Here is a 14007-nt window from a genome sequence, read left to right on the forward strand (position 1 = left end):
TCGTGCAACAATCCGGCACAGGTGATCATCAAATCCAGGCGCTCATGGCGCGCGCCGACCGCGCCGCGTGCGGCTGCGATGCTCTTTTCGTCGGTGATGTCGAGCGCTTGCAGCGCCAACCGGTCGCCGCCGTATGCCGCGTGCAGGGCGACCAGATCTTCGCTGGCTTGCGGCTCGCGCGCGGTGGCGGTGAGGCGGGTCGTCGAATCGGTGAGAAGGCGCCGGACCAGGGCCAGACCGAGGCCGCGGCCACCGCCTTGGATGAGGATGTGTTTGTCGGTCATCGGTATCGGATTATCGCGTGGGGAGTGATCCAATCCTACGCGGCATACGGCGGCCACGATGCCGGCGCCCGGCTACGGCTACTGAATCAGCCAGCTCAGGATCGCGATGCCGGGAATGCCCGCGATCGCGGCGGCAAACAAGCGGCGGGCGAACAGCGAGCGCAGCCCCGAGAGCAGCAGGGCCAGGCCGATCAGCAGCACGATCAGCGAGGTCAGCGTCGGCGAAATACCCAGCGCTTCGCCAAGACCGTGATAGAAACTGGAGAACGCGTCGCCGATGTGCGTGAGTATCCACGCCAGGCCGTCCACGATCAGGCGTAGCAGCCAGCCGATCTGTTCGCCGAGCCAGTGAAAGGGGTTGTCGTTGCCCATGATCGCCGCACCCCGAAGTCGATCCGCGCAGTCTACACGGCGGGCCGCGCGCCGTGGTTCAAAGCCGCCGCGCTACCGCGTTTTCGCGTCGCCGGCGGGCGGAATCTGTTCGCTGCGCGTCTTGATCGGCGTCTGCTGGGCGCGCTGATCGGTGGTGCCGTTGCCGGTGATATCGATGTCCACCTCGACCATCATGCCGGGCGCGAGCCTGGTTTTCGGCCCCTGATCGATTGCGATGCGTACCGGAATGCGCTGCGTGACCTTGGTGAAGTTGCCGGACGGGTTCGGATTGGGCAGCAGGGCGAACTGGTTGGTCGCCGCGCCGCCGATGACCTGGACGTGGCCCTTGTACGTAATATCCGGCCAGGCATCGACATGAATGGCCACCGGCTGGCCGACCGCGAGATCGCTGATCGCGGTTTCCTTGATATTGGCGCTGATCCAGACATCGTTCGGGTCGTGCATCATCAGGATCGGCTGGCCGGCCGAGATATATTCGTCTTCCTCGATGAAGGTCTTGTCGACGATGCCGTGGATGGGGCTCCGCACGGCCAGATCGTCGATCGTGTTCTGTTGGCGCGCGCGCTTGGCCTTGGCCTGCTTGAGCCGGGTGGTCAGCACGTTCGGGTTGGTGATTTTTGCCCCGGCTAGCAGGCCGGTCTTGGCGTTGGCCACGGCCACCCGGTCCTGTTGCACCTGGCTTTGGGCCTTCTTGTATTCCGCCTGGGCGGCCTGGTAGTCGTAGTGATAGATATCGCGCTGCTTTTCGGTGCCGCCATGCGCCTGGTACAGATTCTCGGCCCGTACGTAGTTGTCGTGGGCCTTTTGCATACGCGTTTTCGCGGCGTGCATGGCCGCTATGTCCGCCGCCAGCGTCGCCTTGGCCGATTTAACGCCGCCCGCGATCTGCGCTTTGGCCAGTTCGAGTTGGGCCTTGATGTTGGCGATCCGGGCGCTGATTTGCTCGAGCTGGAGCTTGTCGGGCTTGCTGTAGAGCTGCGCGATCTTGTCGCCCCGGGACAGTTCGTCGCCCTCGATCAGATCGAAGCCGGTCACCCGGCCGCCCAGGCGCGACGATACGGTGATCTCGTGCGAGGCCACCCGGGCATCGCTCGCGCTGACGTGGGTGAAGCGGTGGTACAGCCAGAACGCCAGCCAGATCACGATCACCACCGCGGCGATGACGATCGCGATGCGCTTGAGTTGACGCTTGCGCGGCGACCCGGACTGCGTCTTCTCGCGAGCGGAGTCATTGTCTTTGGAATCGGCCATAATGTGCTTGGATGGTGACGAAAACGGTCATTCGGCCCGGACGGCGCGGGCCGCCGCCCGCTGTTGCCCCCAGCGGGACAGCAGATACGACGGCACAATCACCGCCGCCAGCGCGGCGGCGACCATGAGAAAACAATCCTGATAGGCATAAATGGTCGCCCAGGTGGCGTCGACCTTGGATAACAAATGCTGCGCCGCGGCGTCCCGGTACACCTGCGAGGTGCCGGTGCGCTCCACGACGTTGCCGTAGTAGCGCAACGCCTCGCGCGCCATCGGATTGCCCGGCGTGAGGCCCTGGTAGGTGAGATGGGCGCTGTGCACGGCGGTGCGGCGGTCGATCATCGCCACCAGCGCGACCGTGCCGAAGGCGCCGCCGAGTTGCAGGGCAAAGTTGATCGCGCCCGAGCCGTAACCGATCAGGCGCGGCGGCAGCGAGCCGATCGAGCGCGACAGCGTCGGCGGCGGCACGGTCGCCATGCCGATCGCGAGCAGCGCCATCGACATCGTCAGATAGAAATACGAGCTGCTCCAATCGGCCTGGGCGAAGCGCCAGGTCGCGAACGCGGTGACCGCCAGCGCCGGCACGGTGAGCCAGTGCGTGGGAATCCGATCGCTGAATCTGCCGACCAGGGGCACCAGCACGGCCAGCACGAATGTCGAGGGCACGAACAGTTCGCCGGAGGTGATCGGGCTGTAGCCCAGAATCGCGTCCATGAACTGCGGCAGCAGATACATCACGCCGTAGAACGCGCCGCCGAACAGAAACAGCACGATCGATCCGGCCAGGAATTCGCGGGTCTTGAAGATGTCCAGGTCCAGAATCGGCCGCTCCTGACGCGGCTCCCACCAGATGAAGAACAGCGCGCCCGCGATCGCGATCGCCTCCAGTAAGTGGATGGTGCCGTTGGTCCAGTCCCAGCGCTGGCCGTTGGCGATAGCGGCCAGCGCGGCGAAGATCGACACGAACAGCACACTCGCGCCGATCCAGTCGAGCTTCGGCCGCCGTCCGCTTTCCTCGCGATCGGGCAAAAAGATCAACCCCATGAAAATGGCGGCGGCGCATACCGGCAGTACGATGAAGAACACGTAGCGCCAGTTGAACTGATCGACCAGATAACCGCCGACCACGCTGGCCAGCGTCAGCGGTAGCCCGAGACTCATGCCGTAGATGGCGGTCGCCAGCCCCCGTTTTTCCGGCGGATAGACCATGAACAGCGCCTCCAGCGCGACCGGCCGGATCACGCCGGTCATCGCGCCCTGGAGCACGCGGGCGGCGATGATCATGCCCATACCGGTGGCCCAGCCGCCCATGAGCGACGCGGCGATGAATACGATCAGCAGGCCGATGTAGGTCTTGCGCTGGCCGAACGCCGACATCAGCCACGGCGAAATCAGCAGCGTGACCGTGGTCGCCGCCAGAAAACCGGTCGACAGCCATTGCACCTGGGACGCGCTCATGCCGAACGCACCCTTGATGTAGGGTGTGGCGACATTGACGATCGTGATCGACATGCCGAGCGCAACCAGGCCGAGCAGCACCGTAACGGTTACATACAGACGGTATTTCGGCCCGTAGCGCTCGAACATGGCCTCGACCTGGGTCATGAAACTCCAAGCGTGGATCGGTGGCGGGAAAGGAATCGTGTAGTATACAGGAAAGTCGGTCGACACGCGCATACGCGGATCGCCGGCATTGAAGAGGAGCGCATCGTGGACAACACCCGGATCGGCGCGCGCGGGCTGGCGGCCGGCGCCTTGTTGACGTTATTGGCCGCCTGCGCCCACGCGCCGGAAAACAAGGGGCTGGGCGCGGCGCGCTTCGACAGCGCCGCGTACGATGTGGCGATGGTCTATCCGGCTTCGCTCAAGGCCAGCCACGGCTTCGAGAGCGGCTATTTTATGCAACAGCGCTGGAACCCGGATGCCGCGAAAAGCGTGCCCGGCGAAGGTTTGCTGACGCTGACGCTGCCGGAGTCGAACAAGCTGACCACCGCCGAGTTCCGGCTCGGCGTGAGCGACGACAGCCAGGCGCTGCACCACTGTGCGCTGCCGGACGACGGCCACGCCGGCGCGGTGTCGGAGGTCGTGATCGACGGGGTGCGCTTCAAACGGCGCGACACCGCCGACGCGGGCATGAATCACTATTTGTTGCGCCATGCCTATCGCGGGGTCGTGCGCGGGCGCTGCTACGCCATCGATCTGATCGTCTACGGCACGAATCCCGGCGTCTATCCGGGCAATCCGGCGCCGCCCATGACCAAGAAGGCCGCATTCACGCGGCTGACGGCCCTGCTCGAGGGGCTGACCTTCTCCGGCGCTTGAGCGAGGAAGAGCGCCGGCGATACGTGTCTTATACCAACCTGCAAAAGCAATAACCTACCGGCCAAAAACAGTCCTCAAATGCACGCGAATAAGACGCGCTTATGCGCTTTTCTCTCTTTCATTCGCGTTTATTGGCGTTCATTTGCGGACGAATTCTGGCTTCATGGAGATCGACCAATCTTTATGAGGGTTGGTATTACACCGTGCGCGGCGGCAACACGCGGTCGTGCAGCACGCGGCGCAGCACGAAGCTCGAATGCACGCCCGACACGCCCGGAATGCGTGTGATGTGGGTCAGCAGCAGACGCTGATAGTCGTCCATGTCGACCGCCGAGACCCGCAGCAGATATTCGGCTTCCTGGCCGGTGATCAAAAGACACTCGCGGACTTCCGGCAGCTCGGCGACGCGCGCTTCGAATTCCTCGAAGCGTTCCGGCGTGTGCTGATCCATGCGGATCATCAGCACCACGTTGAGGCCGTAGCCGAGCTTGCGATCGTCGATTACGGCGCGGTAGCCGGCGATCAGACCGGCCGCTTCCAAGGCCCGTACCCGCCGCAGACAAGGCGAGGGCGACAGATTCACCCGTTCGGCCAGCGCCTGATTGCTGATCCGGCCCTCGGTCTGCAGGATCTCCAGGATCCGGCGGTCGAAGCGATCGGGAAACTCGCTGTTGCGGCTGTCGGCCATAATGGAGCTATTTTATTCTAAAAATTTGGCTTAACAAGAAATAATATATCTCGATACGCCGCTACTGCGCCATAGTTAGCAATCATCTGCTGCGCCGGCCGGCGTATCATGGGGCTGTGCCGGCCGTGGCCGGTGTTTATATCCGCCCGGAGTTTCGTCATGTCCCGATTCGACCATCGCAAGTACAAGCCGGCGCCGCGTGTCACCGGCTTCAACCGTAGCTGGCCCGAGCGCGAGATCACCCGCGCGCCGATCTGGGTGAGCGAGGACCTGCGCGACGGCAATCAGGCGTTGCTCGAACCGATGACGGTCGAACAGAAGCAGAAGCTGTGGAAGTTGCTGGTCGATATCGGGGTCAAGGAAATCATGGTCGGCTTTCCCTCGGCGAGCGCGCCGGACTACGACTTCGTGCGCTGGCTGATCGACGAGGACCAAATCCCCGAGGATGTCACCGTCGCCGCGCTTACCCAATGCCGCGATCATCTGATCGACAAGACGTTCGAGGCGCTGGAAGGCGTGTCGAAGGCGATCATTCATCTCTACAATTCGACCTCCACGATCCAGCGCGAGCGCGTGTTCGAGATGGATCAGGACGGCATCATCGATATCGCGGTCAAGGGCACCGAGCGCGTCAAAGCCAACGCCGAGGCGCGGCCGGACGCGCATTGGCGCCTGGAATATTCGCCGGAGAGCTTTTCCCAGACCGAGACGGATTTCGCGGTGCGCATCTGCGAGGCGGTGATGGATGTCTGGCGACCCACACCCGAGGACCGCATCATCTTCAATCTGCCGAACACGGTGGAGCAGGTCGGCCCGCATCATCACGCCGATCAGATCGAGTATTTCTGCCAGCACATCAAGAACCGCGATGCGGTGATCGTGTCGGTGCATACCCACAACGACCGCGGCGGCGCGCTGGCCGCGGCCGAACTGGCCATGCTGGCGGGCGCCCAGCGCGTCGAAGGCACGCTGTTGGGCAACGGCGAGCGCACCGGCAACATGGACATCGTCGTGCTGGCGATGAATCTCTACGGCATGGGCGTCGATCCCGAGCTGGATTTGTCCGATCCCGATGAGATCATCAAGGTGGTCCACGAGTGCACCGGCATCGGCCTGCATCCACGCCACCCCTGGGTCGGCGAACTGGTCTACACCGCGTTCTCCGGCAGCCACCAGGACGCGATCCGCAAGTCGCTGCGCAAGCAGGGCGCGGACGAGCCCTGGCAGGTGGCCTATCTGGCCATCGATCCGCGCGATATCGGGCGCGACTATCAAGCCGTGATCCGGGTGAACAGCCAGTCCGGCAAGGGCGGTATGGCGTTCCTGCTGGAGCGCGACTACGGCATCAACCTGCCGCGCTGGATGATGCTCGCGCTGGCGCCGCACGTACAGCGCGAAAGCGAGAAGATCACCGGCGAATTGGGTTCGGCCGCGATCCGCGATCTGTTGTTCAGGCATTTTGACCGGTCGCATCCGATCTCGCTGGTGGACTACAGCGTGCGTCGCGCCGGCGAAGGCCAGAAGGTCTCGGTGACGCTGGCCCAGGACGGCCACCGGTTCACGCTCGACGGCGCGGGCAACGGCCCATTGTCGGCCTTCGTCCATGCCTGGAACGACTACACCGGCGACCATATCGCGATCGCCGACTACGCCGAGCATGCGCTGTCGACCGGCTCGGACGCCGAGGCGATCGCCTTCGTCCAACTCAAGGCCGGCACCATCCGTATCCCGGCCGTGGCCGAGGACGCCGATACGCTATCGGCGTCGATGAAGGCCATCATCAGCGCCATCAACCTCTCGCGCGAAACCGACGAAACCGGTCAGCGCGGCGGGCTGACGGCGTTGGCGAGCTAAAGATTTCACTATACCAGCGTGACGAACCAAGTCCCGGGGCGTCGTCCGGGAGTTTTTGTTTTATCCGCAGATGAACGCAAATAAAACGTAGAAGGCGAAACTGAAGGGGTTGAACAAGGCAGCGCCTTCTGGCCGTCGGGCAGGCTGTCGGAGCAAATCAGCACGGTATCGAACACGACGACATCAGCCGTGAGTTTTGCAGCCCTCATCGCAAACACGCGTGCAAGCCTGGGCCGGCGGGCATAAAATCAGGGAGATGAACGAGGGCGATCGCTATTCGTGGGCCGGCGCGCGGCGCCGGCTGATGCGTTGGTTTGGCCGTTGGTTGGCCCAGGATGTCCAACCGAGGCCGGCTCCGCGCACCGATTTCGACCGCCTGTGCGAGCATCTGCGGCCGGCCGACGTGTTGCTGGTCGAGGGCCGCAGCCGGGTGTCCGGCGTGATCCAGAGCGTGACGCTCAGTTCCTGGAGCCATGCCGCCATCTATCTCGGCCGTGCCGGCGATATCGAAGACGACACGGCGCGCGCGGCGATTCGCCGGGCGGGCTGGGTGGAGGCGACTCAATTGCTGCTCGAAGCCGAGATGGGCGAAGGCGTGCATCTGACGCCGGTCGCACGCTATCGCGGCGAGCACTTGCGCATCTGTCGGCCGCGGGATCTGACCGCGACCGATCGGGCCGCGGTGCTGCGTTATGTCTGCGCCCGCCTGGACACCCCCTACGACACGCGTCAGATTTTCGATCTGCTGCGTTTTTTCTACCCCTATGGCCTGTTGCCGCGACACTGGCGCTCGACTTTGTTCGAGGCCGGCCACGGCGACATGGTGCGCGCGATTTGCTCGACCCTGCTGGCCAACGCATTCGCCAGCGTGCGCTATCCGATTCTGCCCACCATACACCGCGGGCCGGACGGCGAGATGATCTTTCATCAGCGCAACGGGCGGCTGATCACGCCGCGCGATTTCGATTATTCGCCGTATTTCGAAATCGTGAAGTATCCGTTTTTTGGCGACGACGTCGAACGTTATCGCGAACTCACCTGGGACGACGACGCGCCGAGCGCCTCGCGCCCGTTGCGCCGCACGGGGCTAAAGTAGCGACCGCGGCCGGCCGCTGACCTGCGTATACTCGGGTAACGAGGTTTACCGACCCAGGGCCATGGTGTTTCGCAAAAACGCGCAGACAATGCGCTCGAGGCAAGCCGTTTTACAAGACGGCCGCGGCCGGCGCGCGCACACGCCGTTGCATATTCCGCTGTTGGGCTGGAAAGACGTGCTGTTGCGCGTGTTCCACGCGTTTTCCGACAACAACCTGTCGCTCATCGCCGCCGGGGCCTCGTTTTACGGGCTGCTCGCGATCTTCCCCGGAATCGCGGCGTTCGTAGCCATTTACGGCTTGTTCTTCGACCCCCATAACGCCATCACCCAGATGCAAGGATTGTCCGGTCTTTTGCCGCCGGACGTGATCCGCACCGTCACCGGCCAGATGGTCCAGATCGCCGATCGGCCGCCGGCATCGCTGGGCGTGGCCGCGCTATTCACCTTGTCCCTGGCGCTGTGGAGCGCGCGCCGCGGCACCACCGCGCTGATGACCGCGCTCAACGTGGTCTACGCAGAAAAGGAATCACGTAATCTGATCGTCACCACGCTCATCTCGTTAGCGTTGACCTTGGCCCTCATCCTGGGCCTGATTGGAGTCGCGCTGCTGGCGGCGGGCATCCCGATTATCTTCGCCGCCCTGGGCGCCAGCGGCTTGGCCGTGGCGATCGGCCGCGGCATCGGGCTCGGCGCCGGCGCGCTGTTGCTCATGCTCGGGATCGCCGGCATGTATCGTTATGCGCCGAGCCGGGCACGGCCCAAATGGCGCTGGGTATTCGTGGGTGCGGCCATTGTGACCGTATTCTGGATCATCGGCTCGTTGGCCTTCTCGGTCTATCTGGCGTTTTCGGATTCTTATTCCGCGACCTACGGTTCGATCGGCGCCGTGGTGGTGGTGCTGACCTGGCTCTACATCACGATCCTGATCATGCTCGTCGGCGGCGAAATCAACGCCCAGCTCGAGTTCCAGACCGCCGAGGACACGACCATCAGCGGCAACAAACCGATGGGCCAACGCGGCGCATTCGTCGCCGACAACATTGCCAAGTGCGCCGAAGACATCGACTTCGACGCCGAAGAGTCCGACCCGCAATGAGCGCGACCCCGCCCGATTCGGCCGGCGGCGCCGAACCGGGCGCGGGTATTCGCCCGCGCTCGCGTTTCTGAACCGCGGCGGCGGTGATTAGCCGATAACAGCGCGCAGAATGAAGTAGTACACAGCGGCGAATACGGCCGCGCCCGGCACGGTCAGCAGCCAGCCGGTGAACACGCTGCCCAGCACCGACAAATCCAGCGCGCGCATGCCGCGGGCCAGGCCCACGCCCAGCACCGCGCCGACCAGCGTCTGCGTGGTGGAGACCGGAATCCCGAACCAAGTGGCCAGCACCACGGTCGTGGCGGCCGACAGTTCGGCCGAGAATCCGCGGGTCGGCGTAAGCTCAGTGATGCCCGCGCCGATGGTGCGCATTACCTTGTGGCCGTAGGTGGCCAGCCCGAATACGATACCGGCGCCGCCGAGTACCAGTACCCAGCCCGCCAATTCGGATTGGCCGCCGATGTGCCGCGGGTCCTCGACCACGTTGACCACCGCGGCCACCGGGCCGATGGCGTTGGCCACGTCATTGGAGCCGTGGGCGAAGGCCATGGTCGCGGCGGTGAAGATCTGGGCATAGCCGAACACGCGTTCGACGTTGCGATAACGATCGGTGGCCGCGGCCTCGGGCATGAGGTCGATGCGCCGCAAAAGCACACGGCTGATCATGGCGGCGATCAGGCCGAGCACGAGCGCGCCGCCGATGCTTTCGGCCAGCGACAGGTGGAGCCCGATGTGCGACAGGCCTTTTTCCAGCGTGACCAGGCAGATCACGAACGCGGCCAGGAACACGTAGTACGCCATATAGCGGCGCGCGCCCTCGGCCGGATTGGTCTGCGACAGGATCAGCCGGCGGATGGATTCGAACAGTACGAAGGCGATCGCGCCGGCGATGATCGGCGATACGATCCAGCTGATCACGATCGAGACGATCTCGCTCCAATTGACCGGGTCCGGACCGGCCGCGACCAGGGCGAAACCGAGAATGCCGCCTATGATCGACTGCCCGGTGGACACCGGCAGCCCGCGCAGCGAGGCGAACACCAAAAACGTGGCCGCGCCGAGCAGGGCAGCCAGCATGCCGGTCGCCAGCACATGCGGATCGGCAGCGAAAATCTCGGGCCGGATCAGGTCTTTGCTGATGGTCTCGGTGACCTCGCCGCCGGCCAGCCAGGCGCCGAGGAATTCGAAGATGCCGGCGATCAGCACGGCGTGCCAGAGCTTGATCGCGCCGGAGCCGACCGACGTGCCCATGGCGTTGGCCACGTCGTTGGCCCCGATACCCCAGGCCATGAAAAAGCCGAATAGGCACGCCAGAGCCAGATAGAGCTCCGCGTGCTGAGCGATCATCGACATTCAAATCCCTTGGCTTTGACAGCACCCAGCGCAGCGGGCGGCGGAGCCGCAGTGTAGCGCTTCACCCCGTCACGATCTATTCGGCCGACCGATATACACGAACGCGCGAATCAGCGCGCCATCATGATCTGCAGACGCGAACCGACGCGCTCGGCGCGGTCGGAGACGGTGCCGATCCAATCGATGATTTGATAGAGGAATATCACTTCCAGCGGCGGCAGCTCGGCTTCCTGTTCCAGCAGGCGATGCCGGATCGCGACCTGTTCCTCGTCGGCGCGTTTTTCCAGCTTGCCGAGCTCGACCACCATATCCTCGATCACCTCGGAGATATTGCGGCCAAAGCCGGACTCTAGTAGTTCGTCGAGCTCCTCGAGCACCTCGCGGGCCTGATGCACGGTGTCGATGGTGACCTGGATATAGTCGTTGATCGAGGACAGCAGCACCGCCGGAAACTGCATGCGCCGGCCCGTCATGAGTCCGGCGATATCCTTGATCTTGTTGATGATCTTGTCCTGCGCCTCGACCAACTCGAGCAGATCGGAGCGCGAGATGGGCAGGAACAGGGTGTTCGGCAGATTCAGCCGGATGCGGTCCTTGAGATCGTCGGCGGTGTGTTCGCAGTCCGAGATTTCGCGATAAAGTCCGCGCGCGCGGTCCCAGTCCCCGTCGGAGCTGGCCTGGAAGAAGTTGATCAGCAGGTCCGCGCCGCGGTCGACCTGACGGATGTGCTCCGACAGCGCCTCGAACGGCGAGCCGCCGCCGAACAGGCGGGACAGCGGGCTCGATTTGGTGATATCCATGACCACACCTCGAATGGGCCGTGGCGATCGGCTGGCATCGCCCGAATAAAAGCGCCGGCTCGAGCCGGCGCCGTTATTATCGCAAATCCGCGGGCGAATCGCTCGCCGAGAGCGGCGCGACCTTCGAGCAGGCGCTGAGGCGATCAGTCGTCGAGATGCGCGCCGCGGCGCGCAGCTTCGGCCAGCGCCGAGAGATCCTGCTCGCCCGAGCCGGCGGCCAGCGCCTCGGACAGGCGCCGCCGGACGCTTTATTCGGCCGCGCCGGTCTCCAGCTCGGGCATCAGCACCACGCTTTCCTGCTCGTTCGGGTCGGTGCGCGCGATCACGGCGCGAACGGTCTCGCTGTCGCTCGGGTTGTAGGGCAGATGCGGCACATTGGCCGGGATATAGAAAAAATCGCCGGGCCGAACCACCGCGTGGTGTTCGAGCTGGTCGCCGTACCAGCAGTGCGAGACGCCGTCGAGCGCGTAGATCGCGGTTTCGTGGTACTCGTGCCGGTGCGCCTTGGCGCGCGCGCCCGGCGGGATGGTCACGATCTGCATGTGGATGCCGGTCGCGCCCGCCGATTCAGCGGATATGCCCACGTTGTAGTCCAGCGCCTGTTTGCCGGTGACGGTATCGCCGGCGCGCACGACGCGGCAGGTCGGTTCCCGGGTCGGGTTCATATAAAGCCTCGCTCGTCGAATGCGCGATACACGATTTTAGTGGATTTCCCAGCCTAGTGGGTTTCCCGGGTCGGCGGGCGATCCCTACTTTGTTCGTGTCAGTCTGCGGAGCAAAGTATCAGATATAGACAGGCAAAATGACGAATACAAAAGATCGGCCCGAATCGGGCGCGGGCATGGCGCTGGTCACCGGCGGCTCGCTGCCGACGGTTCCGGGCATAGCGAGGGGCCCGCGCAGTCCGTGGTCGCCGCTATTCGCGAGGCGGGCGGTACTGCCGAGTCGGTGAGGTGTCGGGCGGGCGCTAGCCACGTCGACGGCGGTGTGGCCCGCCCGGCATCCGGATATCAACTCAGTGTTTCCTCGAACAGCGTGGACAGCCGCTTGTAATGCCGTGCGTCGGCCGCTTCGTTGTAGACCGGTGCGTCCGCGGCGGTAAAACCGTGCCCCGCGCCGGCGAACAATTCGGTGGTGAAGTCCACGCCCGCGGCGGCCAGCGCCCGGTCGAGCGCGCCGATCTGCTCGGGCGGCATCAATTCGTCGCCGTCGGCATGGCCGAGAAACACCCGGGCCTTGATCCTATCGACGAGGCCGAGCGGGCTGTTGTCGTCGTCCTGTGCCGCCAGGCGGGCCGAGTGGAAGCCGGCCACGGCGGCCACGCGCTCGGCGTGGCGCGCGGCCATGCGCAGGGCGAACGCGCCGGTCATGCAGTAACCGACCACGCCGATCGGGCCGCCGGCGAACTCGGGCTCGGCATCGATGGTGGCCACCAGCGCCTCGAAATCGCGGGCCTGGGCTTCCGGGGTCAAGTGGCCGGCGTATTCGAACAGCGTCGGCCGTACATCGTCGTCGCGGAACGACTTGCCCGCCGGCACCACCGGCCCGGCCTGATCGCGATAATAGACGTTGGGCATGAGCACGGCATAGCCGTCGTCGGCGATGGTCTGGGCCTTGTCGTGATAACAGGCGCGCAGGCCGCCGATGTCGGTGAACAGTACAACCGCGGGCCAGGCGCGGCCGCCGTCGTCCGGGGTAAAGATATGGGCATCGATCGTGGCCTCGGCGGCGTCGATGGCGTTGATGGAGATAGCGCGGCTCATGAGCGAACTCCGGATGAAATGGATGAAGTCATGGCGTCACCATACGGTGTGTCGCCGGCCGTCGGCCAATTGGAATTGCGGGAAAGTATGGGATGAGCATGGAAATGGAGAAAGAAGAGCTTGAATACCGCCTGCGCCAGCAGTCGCTGGTGTCGGAAATGGGGTTGTACGCGTTGGAATCGCACCGCTTTGCCGAGGTGGCGCACAAAGCTTCGGAGGTCGCGGCCCAAGGCGTGCGCTCGTTTTTGGCGAAAGTGCTCGAATATCGCGAACGCACGAACGATTTTCTCGTCTATGCCGGGGTCGGCTGGCGTGAAGGCGTGGTCGGCCGGGCGACCGTCGGCGCCGGAGTCGAGTCGCCGGCAGGGTATGCGCTGTATTGCGGCGAGCCGGTCCTCGCCAACCATCTCTCCGAGGAGGCGCGTTTTCGTACGCCGCAGTTGTTGGCCGATCATGGCGTCGAGCGCGCGATCAACGTCATCATCCAAGGGCACGGGCGGCCGTTCGGCGTGCTCGAAGCCGATACCGTCGACGACACGCGCTTCGATTCCCACGACACCGCTTTTTTGCAGGCGATCGCGAACGTGCTCGCTTTAGGGCTTGAACGGCGTGATGCCGAGCACCGGCTCGCCCGTGCGCTCGAAGACAAGAGCACGCTGCTCGACGAACTCAATCACCGGGTCAAGAACAATCTCCAGGTCGTGAGCAATCTGCTCACCATCGAAACCCGGCGTCTCGGCGATCCGGCGGCGCAGGCTCGTTTTCGTACCGTGAACGATCGTGTGTCGTTGCTCGGGCGTATCCACAATCACTTGTACCGCTCGGGCCACCCGCGTGAAATCGAACTCGACGGCTACGTCGGCGAACTGTGTGAGAATCTGAGCGCGTTCTATGCCGACGCCGTCACCGAGATTCGGCTCGACGCCGATACCGCCCCGATCCATGTCGATCTCGAAAGCGCGATCCCATTGTCGTTGATCATCAACGAACTGATCGCCAACAGCGCTGAACATGCCTTCCCCGAGGCTCGGCCAGGCGCCATCGAGGTGGCGCTGCGGCTGGGCGACGGCTGGCTCACCGTCACCGTCGCGGATGACGGGCGCGGCG

At 64.3% G+C, this 14007-nt stretch carries 14 protein-coding genes; 5 read left to right on the forward strand and 9 right to left on the reverse strand.

Annotated features, from left to right (window positions below; translation table 11 throughout):
* The 4 genes from VFJ08_RS05615 to VFJ08_RS05630 all read right to left on the reverse strand — a co-directional run.
* Window positions 1-284, reverse strand: a 284-nt coding sequence (locus VFJ08_RS05615) for an SDR family NAD(P)-dependent oxidoreductase (protein WP_324996030.1), incomplete at its 3' end; no start/stop codon positions are given.
* 78 nt (window positions 285-362) lie between these two features.
* Window positions 363-656 (reverse strand): hypothetical protein, encoded by a 294-nt coding sequence (locus tag VFJ08_RS05620; protein WP_324996032.1) that lies wholly within the window; start codon window positions 654-656, stop codon window positions 363-365.
* A gap of 72 nt (window positions 657-728) precedes the next feature.
* The gene (locus tag VFJ08_RS05625) at window positions 729-1928 is read right to left on the reverse strand and encodes an HlyD family secretion protein (protein WP_324996034.1); all 1200 of its coding nucleotides are present in this window, start codon (window positions 1926-1928) and stop codon (window positions 729-731) included.
* A 27-nt stretch (window positions 1929-1955) separates the two neighbouring features.
* On the reverse strand, window positions 1956-3605 hold the full coding sequence (locus VFJ08_RS05630) for a DHA2 family efflux MFS transporter permease subunit (RefSeq protein WP_324996036.1): 1650 nt from the start codon (window positions 3603-3605) through the stop codon (window positions 1956-1958).
* A gap of 33 nt (window positions 3606-3638) precedes the next feature.
* On the opposite strand from VFJ08_RS05630, the gene VFJ08_RS05635 reads away from it, so the two are divergent.
* Window positions 3639-4250, forward strand: coding sequence for a hypothetical protein (locus VFJ08_RS05635; protein WP_324996038.1), 612 nt, complete (start codon window positions 3639-3641; stop codon window positions 4248-4250).
* A 196-nt stretch (window positions 4251-4446) separates the two neighbouring features.
* Here the strand turns inward: VFJ08_RS05635 and VFJ08_RS05640 are convergent, their stop codons facing one another.
* Window positions 4447-4938, reverse strand: a complete 492-nt coding sequence (locus VFJ08_RS05640; RefSeq protein WP_324996041.1) for an Lrp/AsnC family transcriptional regulator — start codon at window positions 4936-4938, stop codon at window positions 4447-4449.
* Window positions 4939-5097: 159 nt separating this feature from the next.
* Between VFJ08_RS05640 and VFJ08_RS05645 the strand changes: the two genes are divergently transcribed.
* The 3 genes from VFJ08_RS05645 (at window position 5098) to VFJ08_RS05655 (ending at window position 8984) form a co-directional block, all read left to right on the forward strand.
* Complete coding sequence (locus tag VFJ08_RS05645; protein WP_324996043.1) at window positions 5098-6792, forward strand: 2-isopropylmalate synthase; 1695 nt, start codon at window positions 5098-5100, stop codon at window positions 6790-6792.
* 256 nt (window positions 6793-7048) lie between these two features.
* A complete protein-coding gene (locus VFJ08_RS05650; RefSeq protein WP_324996045.1) occupies window positions 7049-7888 on the forward strand; it encodes a YiiX/YebB-like N1pC/P60 family cysteine hydrolase in 840 nt (279 codons plus the stop codon).
* 88 nt (window positions 7889-7976) lie between these two features.
* Window positions 7977-8984, forward strand: a complete 1008-nt coding sequence (locus VFJ08_RS05655; RefSeq protein ID WP_324996047.1) for a YihY/virulence factor BrkB family protein — start codon at window positions 7977-7979, stop codon at window positions 8982-8984.
* A gap of 87 nt (window positions 8985-9071) precedes the next feature.
* Here the strand turns inward: VFJ08_RS05655 and VFJ08_RS05660 are convergent, their stop codons facing one another.
* The 4 genes from VFJ08_RS05660 to VFJ08_RS05675 all read right to left on the reverse strand — a co-directional run bounded on the left by VFJ08_RS05660 (window position 9072) and on the right by VFJ08_RS05675 (window position 12900).
* Entirely contained in the window at window positions 9072-10337 is a 1266-nt protein-coding gene (locus tag VFJ08_RS05660) for an inorganic phosphate transporter (protein ID WP_324996049.1), read from the reverse strand.
* A 110-nt stretch (window positions 10338-10447) separates the two neighbouring features.
* A complete protein-coding gene (locus VFJ08_RS05665; RefSeq protein WP_349256956.1) occupies window positions 10448-11131 on the reverse strand; it encodes a TIGR00153 family protein in 684 nt (227 codons plus the stop codon).
* A gap of 254 nt (window positions 11132-11385) precedes the next feature.
* Window positions 11386-11802 carry a cupin domain-containing protein gene (locus tag VFJ08_RS05670; RefSeq protein ID WP_324996053.1) on the reverse strand — a complete coding sequence of 139 codons (417 nt, stop codon included), beginning with the start codon at window positions 11800-11802 and terminating at the stop codon, window positions 11386-11388.
* Between the two features lie 345 nt (window positions 11803-12147).
* Window positions 12148-12900 carry a dienelactone hydrolase family protein gene (locus VFJ08_RS05675; protein WP_324996055.1) on the reverse strand — a complete coding sequence of 251 codons (753 nt, stop codon included), beginning with the start codon at window positions 12898-12900 and terminating at the stop codon, window positions 12148-12150.
* Window positions 12901-12992: 92 nt separating this feature from the next.
* Here VFJ08_RS05675 and VFJ08_RS05680 point away from each other — a divergent pair.
* A partial coding sequence (locus VFJ08_RS05680; protein ID WP_324996057.1) for a sensor histidine kinase occupies window positions 12993-14007 on the forward strand: 1015 nt, incomplete at its 3' end.

It is taken from the genome of Salinisphaera sp. (assembly GCF_035690525.1).
Taxonomy (GTDB): Bacteria; Pseudomonadota; Gammaproteobacteria; order Nevskiales; family Salinisphaeraceae; genus Salinisphaera.

Excerpts from the sequence above, each read along its gene's own strand:
- VFJ08_RS05620 (WP_324996032.1), bottom strand. The coding sequence starts at position 656 with ATGGGCAACGACAACCCCTTTCACTGGCTCGGCGAACAGATCGGCTGG.
- VFJ08_RS05625 (WP_324996034.1), bottom strand. The coding sequence starts at position 1,928 with ATGGCCGATTCCAAAGACAATGACTCCGCTCGCGAGAAGACGCAGTCC.
- VFJ08_RS05630 (WP_324996036.1), bottom strand. The coding sequence starts at position 3,605 with ATGCGCGTGTCGACCGACTTTCCTGTATACTACACGATTCCTTTCCCG.
- VFJ08_RS05640 (WP_324996041.1), bottom strand. The coding sequence starts at position 4,938 with ATGGCCGACAGCCGCAACAGCGAGTTTCCCGATCGCTTCGACCGCCGG.
- VFJ08_RS05645 (WP_324996043.1), top strand. The coding sequence starts at position 5,098 with ATGTCCCGATTCGACCATCGCAAGTACAAGCCGGCGCCGCGTGTCACC.
- VFJ08_RS05650 (WP_324996045.1), top strand. The coding sequence starts at position 7,049 with ATGAACGAGGGCGATCGCTATTCGTGGGCCGGCGCGCGGCGCCGGCTG.
- VFJ08_RS05655 (WP_324996047.1), top strand. The coding sequence starts at position 7,977 with ATGCGCTCGAGGCAAGCCGTTTTACAAGACGGCCGCGGCCGGCGCGCG.
- VFJ08_RS05660 (WP_324996049.1), bottom strand. The coding sequence starts at position 10,337 with ATGTCGATGATCGCTCAGCACGCGGAGCTCTATCTGGCTCTGGCGTGC.
- VFJ08_RS05670 (WP_324996053.1), bottom strand. The coding sequence starts at position 11,802 with ATGAACCCGACCCGGGAACCGACCTGCCGCGTCGTGCGCGCCGGCGAT.
- VFJ08_RS05675 (WP_324996055.1), bottom strand. The coding sequence starts at position 12,900 with ATGAGCCGCGCTATCTCCATCAACGCCATCGACGCCGCCGAGGCCACG.